This is a genomic window from Streptomyces sp. NPDC021100 (assembly GCF_044333095.1).
In the GTDB taxonomy this organism is placed as follows: Bacteria; Actinomycetota; Actinomycetes; order Streptomycetales; family Streptomycetaceae; genus Streptomyces.
This window is the reverse complement of the sequence record NZ_JBIRQH010000021.1, coordinates 73,691-94,117: the sequence shown is the minus strand read 5'-3', so window position 1 is coordinate 94,117 and position 20,427 is coordinate 73,691. Positions and strand designations below refer to the sequence as shown.

Below are 20,427 nucleotides of genomic sequence, written 5' to 3'. Positions count from 1 at the left end.
AAGGGGCGCGCCAGGGGCTCCTCCTCCCCGGTCACCCCACCCGCGCGCCGACCCGCCCCGCCTGCTCCCTGCTCGGGCGGCGGTAGCCGCAGTTGCAGACCCAGTCGTCGTAGCGCGAGATGGTGCCGTCGTGGCCCATGTGAATTTCGCGCACCATGGTGCGGTCCATGCAGCGGGTGCACCGCACTCCCTCGCACATGGTCCTGGGGAACCTCTCCTGCTGCGCGGCTTTCTGGTTCATGTCCGCGATGATGCGCCCAAGTTGGACCGATGGCACCGGCATGTGCGACAGCCTCCCCCTAAGTGCGTACTCCCGAACTTCCTTGTCGGGCGAGGACTGTCCGTGATCACCCGCGGGGAGCGGACGGCGGGCCGACGCGGCGGCGCCGACGCCGGGCGGGGAAGGGGATGCGCCAGGGGTGGATGCACCCCAGGGGGCGCTGTGGCTCGGATTCCCGAACACGCTGACGATCCAGTGGTCAGTGGGCCGCTCGGAAGCGTGATGCCCGGGCCGGGGTTCGGGATGGGGCGGACGGCGGGCGGTGGGTGCCGCTATCGTGGAAGTGCTCAGCGGTTGGTCGCCGGGGCCTGATGGCCTTAGGCCCTGTAGGCCAGGCGCAAGAGGAAAGTCCGCCACGGGGGACTGAGGCCCCGTGACGGACAGGCTGACGGATGGATCGCCGGGGCCTAATGGGTTTAGGCCCCGTCGATCATCCCTTGCCGATCACCACCAGGATCAGCGTGGTCACGGCGACGAACAGTTCCACCCACGGTGTCACCGCCTTCGCCCCACTCCGCACCCGGCGCCAGTCGATCGCGCTTCTCAGCCTCCTGTGACGGGCCATGTAGCCCCTCTCCCTTGGATCGGAACCCCGCCGACTGCGAGGCTCCACGAGGGGACCTCGGACAGAACGGCACACGGGCCGACCCCGCCCGAGACCCCTGGGTGGGGCCCCGAACGCGGCGAGCGAGCCGACCCGGAGGAAGGCTCACGAAAGGCACGTCACGCGGCTGAGCCTAGCGCCAACCAGGCCGCTTTCCGGACGAGTTGGGGTGGTGGGGGTACATTCACCCTTTCGTGGCGGGTGCGAACATTCACGTGAATGACGGACGAAGCGTCACCCGCGCCCGAAGCTCGACGCTCGAACTCCGGGTCCGGCAGCCCCAACTCCCCTCGCCCGGCCCACCTGCGACGATCCGCGCACCGCACCCCCGAAGCCCGGGACCCGAGCTTCGGACCTCGGAACCCGAGCCCTCTTTCCAGGGAATGGGTGGTGTGGGATTCGACCCCACCCACCCTCCCAACCCCCGCCCGAGCACACGCGCTTCACTTTCCGCAACCGCGTCGCGACGCAGCGCCGCGACCGTGTACCGTGCCCCGCAGACAACGAAACGGCCCCCGCCGGTGCCGCAAACACCGAGCGAGGGCCTGACCACCCAGATCGAATGAGAGTCGATCCCATGGCTGTCGCCAATCCTAGCGCCGGCGCGCGCCTGTACACGCCTCCTTCACCCCTCCCGCCTCAGCAGCCGCCCATGGCCAGGCCCGGCTACGGCAAGCGCTCCGCACCCGACCAAGCCCCGCGCACCGCACGGGGCTTCGGGTATCTGCCCGCCCGCGAGGCGTACATCGCCGCGTACCTCGACCGCCTCCCCGACGGCGCGGCGATGGACCACAAGACGCTCGCCAAGGAACTCCCGTACGGCCAGCAGGCCGTGCGCACGGCGCTGCGCCTCCTCTCCGAGGCGGGCCACCTGCGCGTCTGCCGGGAACGGGTCAGCGCGGAGCGGACGCAGTGGGTCTCGCGGACGTACTTCTCCCGCACGGCGCGGGACGACGCCTGGTGGTCGGCGTTCCTGCGGGGCGACGTACCGCAGGCCACGGACGCGGCTACGGACGAGACCACGCGCGCGGCACCTTCCCCGGCACCTCCCTCCCGCCCCTCCCGCCACTCCTCCGCCCACGATGTCCTCGCCTCCGTCGGCCACACCGACCCCCGCATGGCCCTGTCGGCCCACGAGTGCGCGGCGCTGGAACCGCTGGCGGCGGAGTGGCTGGCGCGCGGTGCGAGCCCGGCGGCGATCAGGCACGCGCTGGTCAACGCGCTGCCGGACGTCATCGCCGCCCCGGGCGCGTTCGCCCGCAGGCGGCTGACCGACCGGATGCCCCCGGAAGGCACCGCACCCCGCCCGGAGCAGCCCGCACCCCGCCGGATCATGGAGTGCACGAACTGCCGCGTCCCCGGCCCGCCGGAGACCCTGCCGGGCGGCCTGTGCCGCGTCTGCCACGGGACGGCACCGCACCCCGACCCGTCCCACGAGGCCGAGGACGCCGTCCGCCGCCGGGTCGGCGAACTCCGCGCCGTCGTCCGCGACCGCCCCAGGCTCCCCGCCCGCCCGCCGAAGCCCCGCAGGGGCCGTGGGTGACGCCCCGACCGGACGCCGAAGCGCCGGGCCGGGGCCCGGTACGAGAAAGGCCCGGTCCTCTCAGGCGGAAATGCCGTCGATCCGGGCCATCGCGTCCTCCGCGCCGTATGCCTCCAGGTAAGGCAGCCAGCGCGGATCCCTATGCCCCGTGCCGATGATCCGCCAGGCGAGGCCGGACGGCGGGGCCGGTTGGTGCCGCAGCCGCCAGCCCAGCTCGGAGACGTGCCGGTCGGCCTTGACGTGATTGCAGCGGCGGCAGGCGGCCACCACGTTCTCCCAGGCGTGCTGCCCGCCCCGGCTGCGCGGGACGACGTGGTCGACGCTGGTTGCGACGCCACCGCAGTAGGCGCAGCGCCCGCCGTCACGGGCGAAGAGGGCCCGGCGGGTGAGCGGGACGGGGCCCCGAAAGGGGACCCGCACGAAGCGCTTGAGCCTGACGACGCTGGGTGCGGGGATGGTGCAGCTGGCGCTGTGCAGGTAGGCGCCCGTGTCCTCGAGGCTGATGGCCTTCTCGTTGAGGACGAGTATGAGCGCGCGGCGGAGCGGTACGACGCCGAGCGGCTCGTACGACGCGTTGAGGACCAGGACATGCGGCACGGGTGCCTCCTTGTACGCCGGCGGCGCGTGGCTCGCGCCGGGACGATCTCCTGCAAGTGTCCCCTGGCCCCTGGCCGGTGCGCCACCATCGGCGGGTAACGGGTCACAGGTGTTTTGGAACACACCTCGGTCAACTGCGCGCAGGACCCGTCCCTTCTCGAACACAACAACGGAATACCCGCTCTGCCCCGTTAGTGTGGTGATTCTGCCCCTGCCGATGTTCGGCGCCGGGCATGTCCATTACGAAGGGTTCCCGCTGTGTCCTGGTCCGCTGCCCTCGTCGCCGCTGACTCGACGCCTCGTCCCTCGTCCCTCGACGAGGCACAGAAGACCGCCAACGACGCCGCCGGCTGGCTGGAGGCGAACTGGTCCGTCTGGATCAGCAACGGTCTGCGCATCGTCCTGATCGTCACCATCGCGATCGTGCTGCGCTCGCTCGTCCGCCGGGGGATCACCAAGCTCATAGCCCGGATGAACCGCACGGCCCAGGCCATGGACAACGCCCTGGGCGGCATCCTCGTCAACGCGGAGCGCCGCCGCCAGCGCTCCGAGGCCATCGGCTCGGTGCTGCGCAGCGTCGCCTCGTTCCTGATCATGGGAACGGCGGCGCTGACGGTGCTGTCGGTCCTGAAGATCAACCTGGCCCCGCTGCTGGCCAGCGCCGGTGTGGCCGGTGTGGCCATCGGTTTCGGCGCCCGCAACCTGGTCACGGACTTCCTGTCCGGCGTCTTCATGATCCTGGAGGACCAGTACGGCGTGGGCGACGAGATCGACGCGGGCGTCGCGACGGGCACGGTCGTCGAGGTCGGGCTGCGCGTGACCAAGCTGCGGGGCGCGAACGGCGCCATCTGGTACGTCCGCAACGGTGAGGTCAAGCGGATCGGCAACCTGAGCCAGGGCTGGGCCATGGCCGAGGTGGACGTCACCCTGCGTTACGACGAGGACCTGGACCGCGCCCGCCAGGTGATAGGGGAGGTCGGCGAGGAGATGTCCAAGACCGCCCCCTGGGACGAGAAGCTCTGGGAACCCGTCGAGGTCATGGGACTGGACTCGGTCTCCCTCGACTCCGTCGTGGTGCGGGTCCAGGCGAAGGCCGCACCGGGTGAGGCGGCGGCCGTGGCGCGGGAGCTGCGCTGGCGGATCAAGCGGGCGCTGGACGCGGCGGGCATCCGGATGGGGCCGCCGCCGGCGGTGGCGGACGCGGCGGCGGACGCGGCCGATCCGACCGCCGTCGTGGCGCCGCCGTCCGTGCTCGCCAATCCGGCGTCGCCGCAGGCGCTGGCCACGGCGCCGATACCGCCCGTGCCGCCGGGGGCGACGTTGGGGAAGTGAGCCCCCCCCTGAAACCGCGCTGCGCGCGGTTGTCCTCAAACGCCGGACGGGCTGGAAACCCAGCCCGTCCGGCGTTTGAGGACGAGCGGCGAAGCCGCGACAAGGGGGGGTCTGGGGGCGCAGCCCCCAGGAATCGGCGAAGGGGCGGGACCGGGGCACCAGCCCGCCGCAGGCGCCCCCCTACTCCCCCCTCAGCCCACCCCCCACCTGAGCCGCCACCAACCCCCCGTCGATCACCAGATCCTGCCCGTTCACATACGAAGCCTCCTCCGACGCCAGGAACGCGACCGCGTCGGCGACGTCCTCGGCGGTCCCGACCCGCCCCGCCACCACCCGGCCGACAACCGCCGCCTCCTCGGCGGAGGAGACAGCCGCCCGGTACATGTCCGTTTCGATGTAACCGGGGCTCACCGAGTTCACCCGAATACGCCGCGCGGCGAGATCCGCCGCGAACGTCCGCGTCAGGCTGTGCACAGCCGCCTTCGTGGCGGAGTACAGGGACGCGGAGGGCAGCCCGCGATGCGCGGTCCAGGACGCGTTGACGACGACGGCGCCACCATCGGCCAGCAACGGCAGAACCCGCTGCACGGTGAAGTAGACGCCCTTCAGATTGATGCCGACGACACGGTCGAACTCCTCCTCGCTCACCTCGGGCAGGGCGGCGAACGAGGCGACGCCCGCGTTGGCGAAGACCACGTCCAGCCGCCCGTACCGCTCACGGATCGCCTCGGCCAACGCATCCGCGTCGCCGACGCGCGACACGTCACCCCGTACCGCCTGCACCCGCTCCGGACCCCCGAGCTCCCCGACCGCGGCGTCGAGCCGCGCGCCGTCACGGCCGGTGATGATCACCTGAGCGCCCTCGGACAGCAGCCGGCGGGCGACGGCGAGGCCCATGCCGCGGGCACCGCCGGTGACGAGGGCGACCTTGTCGTCGAAACGGAAAGGACTGTGGGAAGCGCTGCTGGTCATGGACCTCAGCCTGCTGCCCGGCGATCACCTCCGACAGTGCTCGTTCAACATGGGTCCACCACCACCAGCCCGGCGTCCGCCGGGGTGTGGAACCCGGCCGCCGCCAGCCGCTCCAGCCGCTCCGCCGTCCCGCTCCCGGGCCGGGGGTTCTGGAGCTCCACGTGCAGACCGGGCTGGTCCGGCAGCGCCAGCGTGGTGGTGTCGAAGACCAGCTCCCCCGCCTCCGGATGCCGCACCGCCTTCACCGCCTGCGCCGTCGTACCGACGTCGTGCCGCGCCCACAGCGTGTCGAACTCCGGGCTCTCCGCGCGCAGCCCATCGGCTATCCGGTCGAACCCGGGGTCGTCGGGATGCCGTGCCGCGGCGGCGCGGAACGCGGCGACCACGCCGGGCGCGACCGCCTCCCACCGGGTGTGGAGTGCCCGGTAGCGGGCGTTGGTGAAGAACGCGACCAGGCAGTTGCGGTCGGCGTCGGTGTAGCCGAACACCGCGCGGGCGGCGTCGTTGACGGCCACGAAGTTCTCGTAGTGGTCCAGCAGCACGGCCGGGCGGGGCGACCAGGCCCCGATCAGCCGCCGGAGCTCGGGCGTGGCCTCGGGGCGGGGGACGCCGGCCGGAGGCGGCGGATTGAGACCGGTCAGCAGGTACAGATGCTCGCGCTCCGGCTCATCCAGCCGCAGGGCCCGGGCTATCGCGTCCAGGACGCCGGCGGAGACGTTGATGGGCCGCCCTTGTTCGAGCCACGTGTACCAGGAGACGCCCACCCCGGCCAGCAGCGCGACCTCCTCGCGCCGCAGCCCGGGCGTACGGCGCCGGGCCGCCGGGGGCAGCCCCACGTCCTCGGGGGCGAGGCGGGCCCGGCGGCTGCGCAGGAAGCCGCGCAAGCGCTCGCGGCGACCGGAGACGGAAGGCGTGTCGGTGGCCATGCGGGCACCGTAACGGACGGGTCTGACAACGCCCTTCGGAGCGGCGCCCACCCCACGAACTCTCAGGCCGCGCCGACCTTCCGCAGGAACTCGTCCACGTTCCCGAGCATCCGCGCCACCTGCTCGTCCACGCTCAGCGACTCCTTGTACCGGGGGCCGCTGAACTCCGGCACCTTCTTGCCGCGCACGTACAGCGGGCAGGCCAGGTCGGCGCACATGTAGGCGCCCACGGTGTTGCCGTCGCGGCCGGAGGCGCCGACCTTGCGGGCGGCGAGCAGGGAGACACCGGATCCGGGGTGGCCGGTCAGGCAGAACGAGCAGATCGTCGTCTTGGCGAGGCTGCGCGGGCCGCCCTGGGGGACCCTCAGGGTGATCCCCTGGGGCTTGCCGTCGCGGACGACGACCAGGTAGCCGCGGTCGGGGGCGCCGGGATCGCGCCAGCCCAGGAAGTCGAGGTCCGCCCAGGGGAGTTCGGCCAGTCCCCGGGGCAGGCTGATCCTGCGTGCCTCACCTTTCGAGCAATTGATGAAAGAGGCTCGTATCTCGTTCTCGCCGAGTGGTTCCATGGGGCGAGAAGTTAACAGTGTGCCCGTTGTGACGTCATGCGAATTTCGTTCGCCCCGTTCCGCTTCCTGCTCACTCCCTCACCCGTGACGCGAAGAGGTCTGATCCCGTGAAACTCGCAGTGGTCGGCGGAGGCTCGACCTACACCCCCGAACTCGTCGACGGCTTCGCCCGGTTGCGGGCGGCCCTGCCCGTCGACGAGCTCGTGCTGATCGATCCGGCGGCCGACCGCCTGGAGCCGGTCGGCGGCCTGGCCCGCCGGATCTTCGCCCGTCAGGGACATCCCGGCCGGGTGACCTGGACCACCGACCTGGACGCGGGCGTGGACGGCGCCGCGGCCGTCCTGCTGCAGCTGCGGGTGGGCGGGCAGGCGGCCAGGGCGCAGGACGAGACCTGGCCGCTGGAGTGCGGCTGCGTCGGCCAGGAGACCACCGGCGCCGGGGGCCTGGCCAAGGCGCTGCGGACGGTCCCGGTCGTGCTGGACATCGCCGAACGGGTCAGGCGGCGCAGCCCGGACGCCTGGATCGTGGACTTCACCAACCCCGTCGGCATCGTGACCCGGGCCCTGCTCACCGCCGGCCACCGGGCCGTCGGGCTGTGCAACGTGGCCATCGGCTTCCAGCGGAAGTTCGCGGCCCTGCTCGGCGTCACCCCCCAGGACGTCACCCTCGGCCACGTGGGCCTCAACCACCTCACCTGGGAGCGCGAGGTGCGCGTCGGGGGCGTGGACGTCCTGCCCAAGCTGCTCGCCGAGCACGGCGACGCCATCGCGGCGGACCTGCGCCTCCCGCGCGAGCTGCCCGCCCGGCTGGGCGCCGTCCCCTCCTACTACCTGCGCTACTTCTACCGGCACGACGAGGTGGTGGAGGAGCTACGCACCAAGCCGTCGCGCGCGGAGGAAGTGGCCGCGATGGAACGTGAGTTGCTGGCGATGTACCGGAACCCGGCGCTCGACGAGAAACCGGCGCTGCTGGCGAAACGCGGGGGCGCGTACTACTCGGAGGCGGCCGTCGCCCTCACCTCGGCGCTGCTCGGGGACACCGGGGAGGTGCAGGTGGTCAACACGCTGAACAACGGCACCCTGCCGTTCCTGCCGGACGACGCGGTGATCGAGGTCCCGGCGGCGGTCGACGCGCGCGGCGCGCACCCGCTCCCCGTACGCCCCCTGGAACCCCTCTTCTCCGGCCTGGTCGCGGGTGTCACGGCGTACGAGCACCTGGCCCTGCGCGCGGCCCTGGAGGGCGGCCGGGACCGGGTGTTCCAGGCCCTGCTGGCCCATCCCCTGATCGGCCAGGACACGACCGCGGACCGGTTGACGGACACCCTGATCGCGCACAACCGCCGGTATCTGGCGTGGGCGTGACGGCGGGAGGGGGCGCGGCCGCGCGACGGCGCTCCGGCATGGGTACGGACGCGGGCCCGGACGGCGTGGGCCCGGACGCAGGCCCGTGCGCACCCGCCCGTACCGACGGCACCGCGCCTGGAAGCGCGGACGGAGGCGCACGCACGGCCCCGGGCGCCGGCCTGCGCCCCCGTACGGCGCTGGCGGTGGACGCGGGCAACAGCAAGACGGATGTGGCGCTGGTGGACACCGCCGGCCGGATCCTGGGCACGGCCCGAGGCGGCGGTTTCCGGCCGCACGCCGACGGCGTGGAAGCGGCCGTGGGCGGACTCGCCCGCCTGGTGGCCGCGGCGGGGGCGGGACCGGGCGCCGCGCCCGTGGACCACGTCCAGGCGTGCCTCGCCAACGCGGACCTCCCGGTGGAGGAGGAACGGCTGGCGGCGGCGATCGGGCGGTACGGCTGGGGCCGGACGGTCACCGTCGTCAACGACACCTTCGCCCTGCTGCGGGCCGGGCTGCCGGACGGTTCCGCGCCCATGGGCGTGGCCGTGGTGTGCGGGGCGGGCATCAACTGCGCCGGTCTGACGCCCGACGGCCGTACCGCCCGGTTCCCGTCCCTCGGCCGGATCTCGGGCGACTGGGGCGGCGGGGGCCACCTCGCGGGCGAGGCCCTGTGGTGGGCCGCCCGCGCCGCGGACGGCCGGGGCGAGCCGAGCGCCCTCGCGACCGCCCTGCCCGCCCACTTCGGGCTGCCGGGCATGCCGGAACTGATCGAGGCGCTGCACCTGGGCACCGTCGCGCGGGCGCGGACGCACGAGCTGGCCCCGGTCCTCTTCGCCGTCGCGGCGGCCGGCGACGCCGTCGCCCGGGCGATCGTCGCGCGGCAGGCCGAGGAGGTCGTGGTCATGGCCCGCACCGCGCTGACCAGGCTGGACCTGCTGGGCGAGCGGGTGCCCGTCGTCCTCGGCGGCAGCGTCCTGGCGGCCCGTCACCCGCTCCTCCACGACGACGTGCTCCAAGGGCTGGCCGCCTGCGCCCCCCGGGCCGAGCCGGTGACGGTCACGGCCCCGCCCGTCCTCGGCGCCGCCCTGCTCGCCCTGGACCTGCTGGGGGCGGAGGCGGGCGGGTACGCGGCGCTGCGGGCCCGGTGGGCTTGACGCGGGAGGCCTGCGGAGGCCGGAAGTCCGGTGGCCGAGGACCCGATGCGCACCGGCACCCCGCCCGCCCCGCCCGGAACCGCCCGGCACCCGCGTCGCGTGAACACCTGCACAGAGACCGGCCGACCGCGCCCCGCCCGGATCGCGATCCGAACAAGATCGCGAAGTACGTGGTGTCTTTGTCAGTCCCTGCCGCCATACTTCTGGCCAGGTGCCCGTCCCGCCCCACGCCGGGTGGCGGCGGCGCACCGGCGACCAAGGGGGAGGTCTCGTGTCACAACCGCTGAGGACGGCCGCGCCACCGGGGCCGACGCCGGATCCAGGGCAAGGACCGGGGCCGGGGCCGGCCGGGGTCCCGGCCCGCGGCTCGGAGCGCGCCGTCTGGCGCGCGCGGTTCGCCAGGGTACGGACGGCCGCGACGCGGACGGAGCCGGGCAGGCTCCGGGTGATCGGCGCCGCGCTGGCCGCGCTGCTGATCGTCTTCGGTGCGGTCACCGCCTGGCAGGTGACGGACCGGTCCCGGGCGGCCGACGCCGTCGTGGAGCGCAGCGAGCCCCTGAGCGCCGCCGCGGCGGACATCTACGCCTCGCTGGCCGACGCGGACACCACCGCCGCCACCGGCTTCCTCGCGGGCTCCAAGGAGACCCGCGCGGTCCGGCAGCGCTACGAGAAGGACATCGCCACCGCGTCCGAACTGCTGGTCAAGGCCGCGGCCAACACCGGCGGTTCCCCGGCCGAGCGCGAGCAGATAGCGACGCTGAACGAGCGGCTGCCCGTCTACACGGGCCTGGTCGAGCAGGCCCGGGCCGACAACCGGCAGGGCCTCCCGCTGGGCGGCGCCTACCTGCGCTACGCCAGCGACCGCATGCGCCAGGACCTGCTGCCCGCCGCCCGGCGCCTGTACGAGGCGGAGCGGGACCGGCTGGAGGCGGACTACGCGGACGCCGAGGGACTGCCCTGGGCGGCGATAGCCGTGGGCCTCCTCGCGCTCGGTGCGCTCGCGTGGTTCCAGCGCCGCGCGTACCTGCGGACCAACCGGGTGTTCGACCGCGGCCTGCTGGCCGCGACGGCGAGCACGCTGGTGGTGCTGGTGTGGCTGGGGGTGGGCCAGGGCCTGGCCCGGGCGGAGCTGGAGGACTCGTACGACCACGGCGCCAAGTCCCTCCAGGTGATCGGCATGGCCCGGATCAGCGCGCTCCAGGCGCACGGCGCCGAGAGCCTGTCCCTGGTGGCACGCGGCGCCGTTCTCACCGACGACGGCAAGGACGCCTACGAGGAGGGCTACGGGCGGGACATGCGCGACCTCTTCGGCGGCACGGGCGGCGCGCCGTCCGCCGGGAGCCTGCTGGGCAGGGCGGCGTCCCTCGCCGACGACGCGGACGGCCGCGCCCCGGTGACGGAGGCGATCGACGGGGTGCGCGACTGGAAGCGGCGGCACGACGCGGCCCGCGCGGCGGACGTCGCCGGCGACTACGACCGCGCGCTGCCCCAGGTGATCGGCGAACGGGACAGTACGGGCGAGGCGTTCGACCGCGTGGACACCGCGCTGCGGAAGGCGCTGGACCGCGAGAAGGACGACTTCCGGCGGGCCGCCGACGACGGGCGCGACGCGCTGACCGGGCTCGCCGTGGGCGCCGGCGTCCTGGCCGTGCTGGGCGCCGCCGCCGTGGTCCTGGGCATCGGCCGCAGGCTCTCGGAGTACCGATGAGCGGGCCGGCGCGGAAGAACGGTGTCGCACGGCGGAAGAACGGCATCGAGCAGAGGAACGGCATCGCGCGGACGGACGGGGGAGGGACCATGCGCGGAAACGGAAGAGCGGCCCCGGCAGCGGGAGCGGTGGCGACAACGGCAGCACGGCACCGGACCGCCCGGACGGTGTTCGGCGCCACCGTCGCCATGCTCGTGACCTGCGCCCTGGCCGCGGTCACGGCCCTGCTCCTCCCCGGCGGCGGCGCGCCGGAACGGAACGGCGGCCGGGGGACGACGACGGCGGTGCGCCCGGCCGCCGCCGCGGCGTCCGCCACCGACTGCACGGACCCGGAGGCCAGTCTGCGCCCGTCAACGGCCGACGGCCCGGCCGTGCGCCGGATCAAGGAGCGCGGCCGGCTGATCGCCGGCGTCGACCAGAACAGCTACCGCTGGGGCTACCGCGACCCGGCCACGGGCAAGCTGGACGGCTTCGACATCGCGTTGGTGCGGGCCATCGCCAAGGCCATCCTGGGCGACCCGGACAAAGTGACGTTCCTGGCCATCCCCACCAATCAGCGCATTCCCGCCCTCAAGTCGGGCAAGGTGGATATCGTCGCGCGTACGATGAGCATCAGCTGCGACAGGATCAAGGAAGTTGCCTTCTCCACGGCCTATTTCCAGGCCGGCCAGCAACTGCTGGTGCCCAAGGGATCGAAGGTCACCGGCCTCGACGACGCCTTGATGACCGGGCGGAAGATCTGCGCCGCCGCCGGCTCCACGGCCGAGGCCGAACTGACGAAGCGGGCGGCGTCCGCGAGCGTGACCACCGTTCCCAACCAACTCGACTGCCTGGTACGGCTCCAGCTCGGCCAGGTCGACGCCATCCTCACGGACAACGCGCTGGGCGCCGGACAGGCGGCGCAGGACCCGTCCGTGGTACTCGTCGGCAAACCGTTCACCACCGAGTACTACGGCGTGGCGATGAACCGCGGGGCGGAGGACCTGGTACGCCGGGTCAACGCGGTGCTGGACGACTACCGCGCCGGCGGCACGTCGAGTCCCTGGATGCAGGCGTACCGCCAGTGGCTGGCCCGCGCCGACCTCGGCATCACGGCGCCCCCGGAGCCCAAGTACCGGGACTGACGGGCGAAAGCGCGGCCCGGACCGGGTCCCGGGGCACCCGCGCACCCCGCGGGCGGCCCACCGGCACGCATCGGACGGGCCCCGGCGAGGAAGGCGGGAAAAGAGCGAGGGAAGCGAGGGAAAGCGAGGGGAAAGGCCCCGGGAAGCACGGGAACGAAGCGGGAGGCCGACCGGCGGACTCCCCGGAACAGCACCGGTACGAAGCGGCGCGGGCCGCGGACAGGAGAGGGGACCGATGGCGGTCGCGGGGCCCACCGGGCCGGTCTTGAGCCGCGAGGAGGTCGACCGCGCGCTGGCGCGGCTCGGCGCGGAGCACGAGGCCGTCGAGTCCTCCCTGCTCGCCCTGCAGGACCACGCCGGCCGCCGGCTGCTGGAGGGCGCCGACCTGTCCGGCGTCACCAGAGCCCGCTGGGCGGTCGCCGAGCAGCTCATCAACCGGCTCTGGACGTACTTCGACGCCTACACCGACGCCCTCACCCGGGCCCGCGAGCTGCGCTCCCGCCGCCGCTGGCCGCACCAGAGCGAGCTGTCGGAGCTGACCGACCTGCTGCGCGGCGCCCGCGTCACCCTGCCGGGCGGCGACCCGTCCGCCGGGCTGACGACGCTCGGCGGCGCGGCCAAGCTCAGCGAGCGGCTGACCCTCGAAGAGCTCGTCGACCGGATGAACGGCTGGTACGCGCAGGCCCTGGACGTGGTCGTGGTCGCCGACGCCGTCTGGTCCGCGCTCCCCGCCCGTATCGATATGCTCGCCGCCGAGCTGCGCCGCACCCGCTCGCTGGCCCACTCCGTCGGCGTCCGCCCCGGCGAACACCCGTCCGGCGACGACCTGGAGGAGATCACCCGCGAGCTGACCGCCCTGCGGGCCGAGGTGATATCCGATCCGCTGGCCTTCTGGACGGGCGCCTCCCCCAGCTCCGCGCCGGGCGGCGGCCGCACCGACACCGCACGCTACGACCGCGCCGCCCGCGCCCTGGAGGACGTCCGGCGGGAGATCGAGGCGGTGCTGACGGTCCGGCAGGACGCCGAGCAGCGGCTGATGCGGGTGCGCGACGTCCTCTCCCGGGCGGACCGCACCCTGGAGGAGGCTCGGCAGGCCCGCGCGGAGGTCCTGTCCAAGATCGCGGCCTCGGAGGTCCCGGCCGTCTCGGGTCCGCCGACCGCCCTCTACGAGCAGTTGTCCGCCGCCGCCGAGCACCGCAGACGCGCCCGCTGGCACCGGCTCTCGCCACTCCTGGAGAGCCTGGAGCAGCGCGCCGAGGAGGAGTTGCTGCGGGCCCGCGCCTCGCTGACCGCGGTCACCGCGCCCCTGGCCGTCCGGGCCGAACTGCGCGGCCGGCTGGACGCCTACCGGGCGAAGGCGGGCCGGCACGGCCTGGCGGAGGACCCGTTCCTCGGCGAGCGGTACGACGCCGCCCGCCGCATGCTCTGGAGCGCTCCCTGCGATCTGGTGGCCGCCGAGCAGGCCGTCCTGCGCTACCAGCAGGCGGTCTCCGGGGCCCTGGCCCCGCCGGGCAACGGAAGCCCGGGCCACAGCGTCCATGACCACAGGGGGGAAAGATGAGCGGAGACAACGGCACCACGGCCTGCCAGCGGCCGGGCTGCGCGGGCAGCTACGAGGACGTCGGCGGCGGCGAGACGTACTGCGACACCTGCGGCCTCGCGCCGGTCGTCTCGGCCGCGGGGACGCTCTCCTCGCCGGCCACCGGCATCGTCGCCGGCGGAGCCGGAGGGCGAGCCTCCGAAAGATCGCAGGGCTCGACGGGATCCGCCCGGTCGTCCTCTTCGTCCCGGTCCTCGCGCTCTTCCCGCTCCGCCCCCTCCCGCCGCTCCGTGTCCGGCCGCCTGTCCCGCTCCACCCTCGGGAACGGGAGCACGCCCTCCCGCCCGGTGTCCGTCCGCAGTTCGCGCTCCGGGACCGCCGCCTCCGCCCGGAACAAGCTCGGCGCCGGCCTGGTCAGCATGCCGGGCATGCCGCGTCCCGACCCCCGCGCCGCGGTCCTGGCCAACCCCGAGGTGCCCGAGCGCAAGCGTTTCTGCAGCAAGAGCGACTGCGGCGAGCCGGTGGGCCGCTCGCGCGGCGACCGCCCCGGCCGCACCGAGGGCTTCTGCACCAAGTGCGGCCACCCCTACTCGTTCGTCCCCAAGCTGCGCGCCGGCGACGTCGTGCACGGGCAGTACGAGGTGGCGGGCTGCCTGGCCCACGGCGGCCTGGGCTGGATCTACCTGGCCATGGACCGCGCGGTCTCCGACCGCTGGGTCGTCCTCAAGGGCCTGCTGGACACCGGCGACGAGGACGCGCTCGCCGTCGCCCTCGCCGAGCGCCGCTTCCTGGCCGAGATCGAGCACGCCAACATCGTCCGCATCTACAACTTCGTCGAGCACCTCGACCAGCGGACCGGCAGCCTCGACGGCTACATCGTCATGGAGTACGTCGGCGGCAAGTCCCTCAAGGACATCGCCAACGAGCGCCGGCTGCCGGACGGCCGGCGCGACCCGCTGCCCGTCGAGCAGGCCTGCGCCTACGGCATCGAGGCCCTGGAGGCCCTCGGCCACCTGCACAGCCGCAACCTGCTCTACTGCGACTTCAAGGTCGACAACGCGATACAGCAGCAGGATCAGCTCAAGCTGATCGACATGGGCGCGGTCCGGCGGATGGACGACGACGAGAGCGCCATCTACGGCACGGTCGGCTACCAGGCGCCCGAGGTCGCGGAGGTCGGCCCGTCCGTCGCCTCCGACCTGTACACGGTGGCCCGCACCCTCGCCGTCCTCACCTTCGACTTCCAGGGCTACACCAACGTCTTCGTCGACAGCCTGCCCGACCCGGACAACATCGAGGTCTTCAGCCGCTACGAGTCGTTCTACCGGCTGCTGGTCCGCGCCACGGACCCCGACCCGGCCCGCCGCTTCTCCTCGGCCGCGGAGATGGCCGACCAGCTCACGGGCGTCCTGCGGGAGGTGGTCTCGCTCCAGACGGGCACCCCGCGGCCCGCCCTGTCCACGCTGTTCGGGCCCGAGCCGCGCGTGGTGGACACCGTCCTCTTCGCGGACGAGGCCGGGGACCCGTCGGCGCTCGGCGCCCGCCCGTCCCGTTCCGTGCTGGCGCGGGCGCCCCGGCAGGCCCCGCCGCCCGTCGCCGCCGCGCCCCCGGCCGAGCCGCCCGCACTGGCGCCGCTCGACGTGCCGGCCGCCGCGTTCGCCCTGCCCGTCCCGATGGCCGACCCGTCCGACCCCAACGCCGGCTTCCTCGCCGGTCTGCTCTCCGCGCGCCCGGCGGAGATGTACGCGGCCCTCCAGGCGGCGCCCGTCAACTCGCTGGAGCTGCGGCTGCGCCGCTTCCGTGCCCAACTGGAGCTCGGCGAGCTCGTGCACGCCGGTAAGGCGATGGCCTCCCTGGAGGCCGAGTACCCCGACGACTGGCGGATCGTCTGGTACCGCGGCCTGCACGCCCTGGTGACCGGCGACAAGGAGACCGCCGCGCTCTCCTTCGACGCCGTCTACGACGCGTTCCCCGGCGAACCGGCCCCCAAGCTGGCCCTCGGGGTCTGCGCGGAGGTCCTGGGCCAGCTCGACAACGCCGCCGAGTACTACCGTCTGGTGTGGAGCACCGACCCCGGTTTCGTCAGCGCCGCCTTCGGGCTGGCCCGGGTGCGGCTGGCGGCCGGGGACCGCACGGGCGCGGTGGAGGTGCTGGAGTCCGTGCCGGAGGCGTCCATCCACTTCACGGCCGCCCGGGTCGCGGCGGTCCGCGCCCGGCTGCGCCGCCGGTCGCCGAACGAGCACCTGCTCGACGACCTGACGGCCGCCGCCGGGCAGGTCGAGCGGCTCTCCGAGGCCGGCCTGGACCAGGAGCGCCGCGAGCGGCTGGCCACAGAGGTGCTGGGCACCGCCCTGGACTGGGTGCTGACCGGCCGCGCGGGCGCGCCGGTCGCGGACGGCCGGCGGACCGCCCTGCTCGGCGCCGGCACGGACGAACGGAGCCTGCGCTTCGGGCTGGAACGCTCGTACCGCGTGCTCGCACGCCTCGCCCGGGACGGCGGGGAAAGGATCGAACTGGTGGAACGGGCCAACCGCTTCCGCCCCAGGACATGGGTGTGATCGATGTCGCAACTGCCGCAATCCGCACAGCTGACGGCCTGTCCCGTCTGCCATGAGCCGCTGGACCCCGCCGACAACTTCTGCGGCGGCTGCGGCGCGGACCTCTCGGCGGCGGCCCCTGCGGCGGTTCCCCCCGGCGGTACGGCCGGGGACCCCCGGCGGACCGCCCGCTACCGCGAGCCGGACGGCCACCGGCCGGCCCCGCCCGGGACGCCGGCCGTCCCGGGCCAGGCCGGACTCCCGCCGGCCGGCGCGTCCGCCACTCCCAGCACACCCGGCACTGCCGGCACATCCCACGCTCCCGGTGCGACAGGCCCGACAAGCACGACAGGCCGCCGGCGCGTCTGCGGGGCCTGCCGGTCCGGCATGATCGACGACGACGGGTACTGCGAGCACTGCGGGCATGCACAGCCGCGCGAACGGGATCACATGGAGCACGAGACGCCGGGCGTCGCCGCGGTCAGCGACCGCGGCCTGCGCCACCACCGCAACGAGGACGCCTTCGCGGTGTCCACCACGACCCAGCCGGACGGCGGCACGGCCGTGCTCGCCGTCGTCTGCGACGGCGTGTCGTCCGCCGCCCGGTCCGACGAGGCGTCGACCGCCGCGAGCACCGGCGCCCTGGCCTCCCTGGAGGCCGCCCTCGCGGCCGGCACCCCACCACGGGAGGCCACCCACCGGGCGATCCTGGACGCCGCGCGGGCGGTCGACGCCCTGGCCGCGTCCGGCCACCGGGCCCGCGAGCACCGCCACCACCAGCAGGAGAACGCCCCCGCCTGCACCATCGTCAGCGCCGTCGTCACCGGCGAGCTGCTGACCGTCGGCTGGGTCGGCGACAGCCGCGCCTACTGGGTCCCCGACGACCGCACCACCGAGCCGGCCCGGCTCACCGAGGACGACTCCTGGGCCGCCCAGATGGTGGCGGCCGGCCTGCTGTCGGAGGCGGAGGCGTACGCGGACGAGCGCGCCCACGCCATCACCGGCTGGCTGGGCGCGGACGCCTACGAAGTGGAGCCGCACACCGCGGCGTTCCAGCCGGACCGCCCCGGCGTCGTCATCGTCTGCACCGACGGCCTGTGGAACTACGCCGAGACCGCCGAGCGGATGGCCGCCGTCGTCCCCTCCGACGCCCGCGAGCGGCCCCTGGAGACCGCGCGCAGGCTGGTCGGTTACGCCCTTGACGGCGGGGGGCACGACAACGTAACCGTTGCGGTACTGCCGTTCCCCGCCCGCTCCGCGGAGCCGGGGGCGGCCTGACGCCCGAGCGTCACGGGGGGATCCGCACGCCGGTGCCGGGAGAGGCGCCGCGCGCGTCCGTCCGTCCGTCGGTCGCCATGTGACCAGGTGAGTGCGAAGGAGCGGATCGGATGTCGAACTTGTCCAAGCCGGACGTGCCGCGTTTCTCGGTCGACGTGTACCAGAACGAGTTCCTGCCGGAGGGCGGGCGCGAGGTGAACGCGATCGTCACCGTGACGTCCACCGGGGGCGGGACCGCCGCCGGCGCGTCGGCCGCGTCGGCGCCGGACACCGCCGTGGTGATCATGGTGGACTGCTCCGGCTCGATGGACTACCCGCCGGCCAAGATGCGCAACGCCCGGCAGGCCACGGCCGCGGCGATAGACGTGCTGCGCGAGGGCGTGTCCTTCGCGGTGGTGGCCGGCACCCACCAGGCCAAGGAGGTCTACCCCGGGCTGGGCCGGCTGGCGGTCGCCGACGCCACCACCCGCGCCCAGGCGAAGGAGGCGCTGCGCAAGCTCACCCCCGGCGGCGGCACGGCCATCGGCACCTGGCTGCGGCTCGCCGACCGGCTGCTCGCCTCGTCCGACGCCTCCATACGCCACGGCGTCCTGCTCACCGACGGCCGCAACGAGCACGAGGAGCCGGACGCCCTGCGGGCCTCCTTGGACGCGTGCGCCGGACGGTTCACCTGTGACGCGCGGGGCGTGGGAACGGACTGGGAGGTCAAGGAGGTCACCGGCATAGCCTCCGCCCTGCTGGGCAGCGCCGACATCGTCGCCGACCCATCGGGTCTGGCCGCCGACTTCACCGGGATGATGGAGAACGTCATGGGCAAGGAGCTCGCCGACGTCTCCCTCCGGCTGTGGACCCCGCAGGGATCGGAGGTGCAGTTCGTCAAGCAAGTGGCGCCCACGGTCCGCGATCTGACGGACCGTCGAACCGAGTCCGGACCCCGCGCGGGCGACTACCCCACCGGCTCCTGGGGCGACGAGTCCCGCGACTACCACGTGTGCGTCCGGGTGCCCGATGCCGGTGTGGGCCGGGAGATGCTGGCCGCCCGGGCGTCCCTGGTGCGGCCGACGCGCGACGGCTCGGCGGAGGTCCTCGCCCAGGGCTTGGTCCGGGCGGTATGGACGGACGACCTCGCCGCCTCGACCACGATCAACCCGCAGGTCGCGCACTACACGGGCCAGGCGGAGCTGGCGCAGGCCATCCAACAGGGCCTGGAACTGCGCAAGTCCGGTGACCTGGACGGCGCCACGGCCAAGCTCGGCCGGGCCGTGCAGCTCGCCAGCCGCTCCGGCAACGAGGACACCGCGAAACTGCTGGCCAAGGTGGTGGACGTGGTGGACGCCGTGAACGGTACTGTGCGGCTGAAGGCCAAGGTCTCGGCCGAGGCGGAGAAGACATTGGAGACACGCTCGACCAAAACGGTCCGCGTGAAGAAGTAGCACGCCGGCCGGGCGAACACCGCAAGGTCATGGGAACACCGGAAACGGCGCAAGAGGGGGAACGACCGACATGCCGACCTGCCCGAACGGTCACCAGTCGGTGGCCGACGACTGGTGCGAGGTGTGCGGCCACCGGATGACCGGGGTCTCCGCGCCCGCGGGTGCCGTCCCTCCGCCACCACCGCCCACAGCACCCCCTTCCTACACGGGGGGCACGGCCGAGGCCACCATGCAGGCGGAACTGTGCCCGCAGTGCCGCACTCCGCGCGAGGCCCAGGCACCGTTCTGCGAGGAGTGCGCGTACAACTTCCTGACCGGGACCGCCTCGCCGTACGTGACCCCGCCGCAGCCGCACGGGTTCCAGTCGGCCCCTCCCCCGCCGCCGCAGCCCACCCCGCCGCACACCTTCGATTACCACGGCTCCCGCCCGTCGCGGATCAACCGCGCCGCGGAACCGCTGACTCCGCAGCACACGTCGCCTGGCTCCGCCGGGGACGACGACTGGATGCTGCCCCCGCCGGCCCCCGTGCCCGACAACCCGTACGCGTACGAGCCGCCGGCGCCGCCGGCCGGCTGGGTCGCGGTGATAGCTCCCGACCGCGAGTACTTCCGGTCGATGATGAACCGCAGCGGCCCCGAGGCGGCCGCCCTCAACCTGCCCGCCTACTCACCCGAGCAGCAGTGCCGCCTCACCGGCCCCCAGGTCACCATCGGCCGCCGCCGGCACAGCACGGGCGAGTCCCCCGACATCGACCTCTCCCGTCCGCCGGAGGACCCGGGCGTCTCCCACCAGCACGCCGTGCTGGTGGAACAGCCGGACGGCGGCTGGGCCGTGGTCGACCAGGACTCCACCAACGGCACGACGATCAACGGCTCCGAGGAACCGATCCAGCCGTACGTGCCGGTGCCCCTCCACGACGGCGACCGGGTCCACGTCGGCGCCTGGACGACGATCACCATCCGACGCGGCTGAGGCGGCGGACGGCGGGCGCCCGCTTCCGGCCGAGGAGTCCTACGACGGGAGTCCTCGGCCGGGTCGTCTGCGACCATGGAAGGGTGAAAGAGATTCCGCGCGGCACGCTTCAGGAGCAGACCTTCTACGAGCAGGTCGGCGGCGAGGAGACCTTCCGGCGCCTGGCCCACCGCTTCTACGAGGGGGTGGCCGAGGACCCCCTGCTCCGGCCCATGTACCCCGAGGGCGACCTCGGTCCCGCCGAGGAGCGCATGGCCCTCTTCCTCATGCAGTACTGGGGCGGCCCCCGCACCTACAGCGAAAACCGCGGCCACCCCCGCCTCCGCATGCGCCACGCCCCCTTCACGGTGGACCGGGCCGCCCACGACGCCTGGCTGCGCCACATGCGGGACGCGGTGGACAGCCTGGACCTCTCACAGGCGCACAAGGACGAGATGTGGCGCTACCTGACGTACGCGGCGGCGTCGATGATCAACACACCGGAGTGACTTCCAGCCCGTACGGCTCCCACCCAGCC

18 protein-coding genes are annotated in these 20,427 nt (G+C 73.9%); 12 read left to right on the top strand and 6 right to left on the bottom strand.

The window, feature by feature from the left end; genetic code table 11:
• Positions 1-31 precede the first annotated feature (31 nt).
• Entirely contained in the window at positions 32-241 is a 210-nt protein-coding gene (locus ACH4PU_RS29660) for a hypothetical protein (protein ID WP_398278640.1), read from the bottom strand.
• A 469-nt stretch (positions 242-710) separates the two neighbouring features.
• Positions 711-845: a hypothetical protein gene (locus ACH4PU_RS29655; protein WP_398278637.1), complete on the bottom strand. Its 135-nt coding sequence runs from the start codon at positions 843-845 to the stop codon at positions 711-713.
• 691 nt (positions 846-1,536) lie between these two features.
• Between ACH4PU_RS29655 and ACH4PU_RS29650 the strand changes: the two genes are divergently transcribed.
• Entirely contained in the window at positions 1,537-2,427 is an 891-nt protein-coding gene (locus ACH4PU_RS29650) for a hypothetical protein (protein ID WP_398278634.1), read from the top strand.
• A 60-nt stretch (positions 2,428-2,487) separates the two neighbouring features.
• Here ACH4PU_RS29650 and ACH4PU_RS29645 read toward each other — a convergent pair whose 3' ends face one another.
• On the bottom strand, positions 2,488-3,024 hold the full coding sequence (locus ACH4PU_RS29645) for an HNH endonuclease (protein WP_004950088.1): 537 nt from the start codon (positions 3,022-3,024) through the stop codon (positions 2,488-2,490).
• Positions 3,025-3,282: 258 nt separating this feature from the next.
• On the opposite strand from ACH4PU_RS29645, the gene ACH4PU_RS29640 reads away from it, so the two are divergent.
• Positions 3,283-4,356, top strand: coding sequence for a mechanosensitive ion channel family protein (locus ACH4PU_RS29640; protein ID WP_398278630.1), 1,074 nt, complete (start codon positions 3,283-3,285; stop codon positions 4,354-4,356).
• Between the two features lie 180 nt (positions 4,357-4,536).
• On the opposite strand, the gene ACH4PU_RS29635 is transcribed toward ACH4PU_RS29640, so the two are convergent.
• From ACH4PU_RS29635 to ACH4PU_RS29625, 3 genes are all read right to left on the bottom strand, one after another.
• Positions 4,537-5,328 (bottom strand): SDR family NAD(P)-dependent oxidoreductase, encoded by a 792-nt coding sequence (locus ACH4PU_RS29635; protein WP_398278627.1) that lies wholly within the window; start codon positions 5,326-5,328, stop codon positions 4,537-4,539.
• A gap of 44 nt (positions 5,329-5,372) precedes the next feature.
• The gene (locus ACH4PU_RS29630) at positions 5,373-6,254 is read right to left on the bottom strand and encodes a helix-turn-helix transcriptional regulator (RefSeq protein ID WP_398278624.1); all 882 of its coding nucleotides are present in this window, start codon (positions 6,252-6,254) and stop codon (positions 5,373-5,375) included.
• Positions 6,255-6,316: 62 nt separating this feature from the next.
• The gene (locus ACH4PU_RS29625) at positions 6,317-6,820 is read right to left on the bottom strand and encodes an FBP domain-containing protein (protein WP_004950095.1); all 504 of its coding nucleotides are present in this window, start codon (positions 6,818-6,820) and stop codon (positions 6,317-6,319) included.
• Between the two features lie 107 nt (positions 6,821-6,927).
• Here ACH4PU_RS29625 and ACH4PU_RS29620 point away from each other — a divergent pair, with 107 nt between their 5' ends.
• The 10 genes from ACH4PU_RS29620 (at position 6,928) to ACH4PU_RS29575 (ending at position 20,398) form a co-directional block, all read left to right on the top strand.
• Positions 6,928-8,181: a 6-phospho-beta-glucosidase gene (locus tag ACH4PU_RS29620; RefSeq protein ID WP_398278620.1), complete on the top strand. Its 1,254-nt coding sequence runs from the start codon at positions 6,928-6,930 to the stop codon at positions 8,179-8,181.
• A 38-nt stretch (positions 8,182-8,219) separates the two neighbouring features.
• The gene (locus tag ACH4PU_RS29615; protein ID WP_398278617.1) at positions 8,220-9,317 is read left to right on the top strand and encodes an N-acetylglucosamine kinase; all 1,098 of its coding nucleotides are present in this window, start codon (positions 8,220-8,222) and stop codon (positions 9,315-9,317) included.
• A 271-nt stretch (positions 9,318-9,588) separates the two neighbouring features.
• Complete coding sequence (locus tag ACH4PU_RS29610) at positions 9,589-11,025, top strand: hypothetical protein (protein WP_398278614.1); 1,437 nt, start codon at positions 9,589-9,591, stop codon at positions 11,023-11,025.
• 89 nt (positions 11,026-11,114) lie between these two features.
• Positions 11,115-12,149 carry a glutamate ABC transporter substrate-binding protein gene (locus ACH4PU_RS29605; RefSeq protein WP_398278611.1) on the top strand — a complete coding sequence of 345 codons (1,035 nt, stop codon included), beginning with the start codon at positions 11,115-11,117 and terminating at the stop codon, positions 12,147-12,149.
• A gap of 235 nt (positions 12,150-12,384) precedes the next feature.
• Complete coding sequence (locus tag ACH4PU_RS29600) at positions 12,385-13,710, top strand: hypothetical protein (protein ID WP_398278608.1); 1,326 nt, start codon at positions 12,385-12,387, stop codon at positions 13,708-13,710.
• Positions 13,707-16,247, top strand: a complete 2,541-nt coding sequence (locus tag ACH4PU_RS29595; protein ID WP_398278605.1) for a tetratricopeptide repeat protein — start codon at positions 13,707-13,709, stop codon at positions 16,245-16,247. The genes ACH4PU_RS29600 and ACH4PU_RS29595 overlap by 4 nt, the downstream gene beginning before the upstream one ends.
• A gap of 3 nt (positions 16,248-16,250) precedes the next feature.
• Entirely contained in the window at positions 16,251-17,504 is a 1,254-nt protein-coding gene (locus ACH4PU_RS29590; RefSeq protein ID WP_398278602.1) for a protein phosphatase 2C domain-containing protein, read from the top strand.
• Between the two features lie 110 nt (positions 17,505-17,614).
• Positions 17,615-18,937, top strand: coding sequence for a VWA domain-containing protein (locus ACH4PU_RS29585; protein WP_398278599.1), 1,323 nt, complete (start codon positions 17,615-17,617; stop codon positions 18,935-18,937).
• Between the two features lie 70 nt (positions 18,938-19,007).
• Positions 19,008-19,910: an FHA domain-containing protein gene (locus tag ACH4PU_RS29580; RefSeq protein WP_398278596.1), complete on the top strand. Its 903-nt coding sequence runs from the start codon at positions 19,008-19,010 to the stop codon at positions 19,908-19,910.
• Between the two features lie 83 nt (positions 19,911-19,993).
• Complete coding sequence (locus tag ACH4PU_RS29575; RefSeq protein ID WP_398278593.1) at positions 19,994-20,398, top strand: globin; 405 nt, start codon at positions 19,994-19,996, stop codon at positions 20,396-20,398.
• Positions 20,399-20,427 lie beyond the last annotated feature (29 nt).

Bases quoted from the DNA above. Each gene is read 5' to 3' on its own strand.
- ACH4PU_RS29660 (WP_398278640.1), bottom strand. From the start codon at position 241: ATGAACCAGAAAGCCGCGCAGCAGGAGAGGTTCCCCAGGACCATGTGC.
- ACH4PU_RS29655 (WP_398278637.1), bottom strand. From the start codon at position 845: ATGGCCCGTCACAGGAGGCTGAGAAGCGCGATCGACTGGCGCCGGGTG.
- ACH4PU_RS29650 (WP_398278634.1), top strand. From the start codon at position 1,537: ATGGCCAGGCCCGGCTACGGCAAGCGCTCCGCACCCGACCAAGCCCCG.
- ACH4PU_RS29635 (WP_398278627.1), bottom strand. From the start codon at position 5,328: ATGACCAGCAGCGCTTCCCACAGTCCTTTCCGTTTCGACGACAAGGTC.
- ACH4PU_RS29630 (WP_398278624.1), bottom strand. From the start codon at position 6,254: ATGGCCACCGACACGCCTTCCGTCTCCGGTCGCCGCGAGCGCTTGCGC.
- ACH4PU_RS29625 (WP_004950095.1), bottom strand. From the start codon at position 6,820: ATGGAACCACTCGGCGAGAACGAGATACGAGCCTCTTTCATCAATTGC.
- ACH4PU_RS29615 (WP_398278617.1), top strand. From the start codon at position 8,220: ATGGGTACGGACGCGGGCCCGGACGGCGTGGGCCCGGACGCAGGCCCG.
- ACH4PU_RS29605 (WP_398278611.1), top strand. From the start codon at position 11,115: ATGCGCGGAAACGGAAGAGCGGCCCCGGCAGCGGGAGCGGTGGCGACA.
- ACH4PU_RS29600 (WP_398278608.1), top strand. From the start codon at position 12,385: ATGGCGGTCGCGGGGCCCACCGGGCCGGTCTTGAGCCGCGAGGAGGTC.
- ACH4PU_RS29595 (WP_398278605.1), top strand. From the start codon at position 13,707: ATGAGCGGAGACAACGGCACCACGGCCTGCCAGCGGCCGGGCTGCGCG.
- ACH4PU_RS29590 (WP_398278602.1), top strand. From the start codon at position 16,251: ATGTCGCAACTGCCGCAATCCGCACAGCTGACGGCCTGTCCCGTCTGC.
- ACH4PU_RS29585 (WP_398278599.1), top strand. From the start codon at position 17,615: ATGTCGAACTTGTCCAAGCCGGACGTGCCGCGTTTCTCGGTCGACGTG.
- ACH4PU_RS29580 (WP_398278596.1), top strand. From the start codon at position 19,008: ATGCCGACCTGCCCGAACGGTCACCAGTCGGTGGCCGACGACTGGTGC.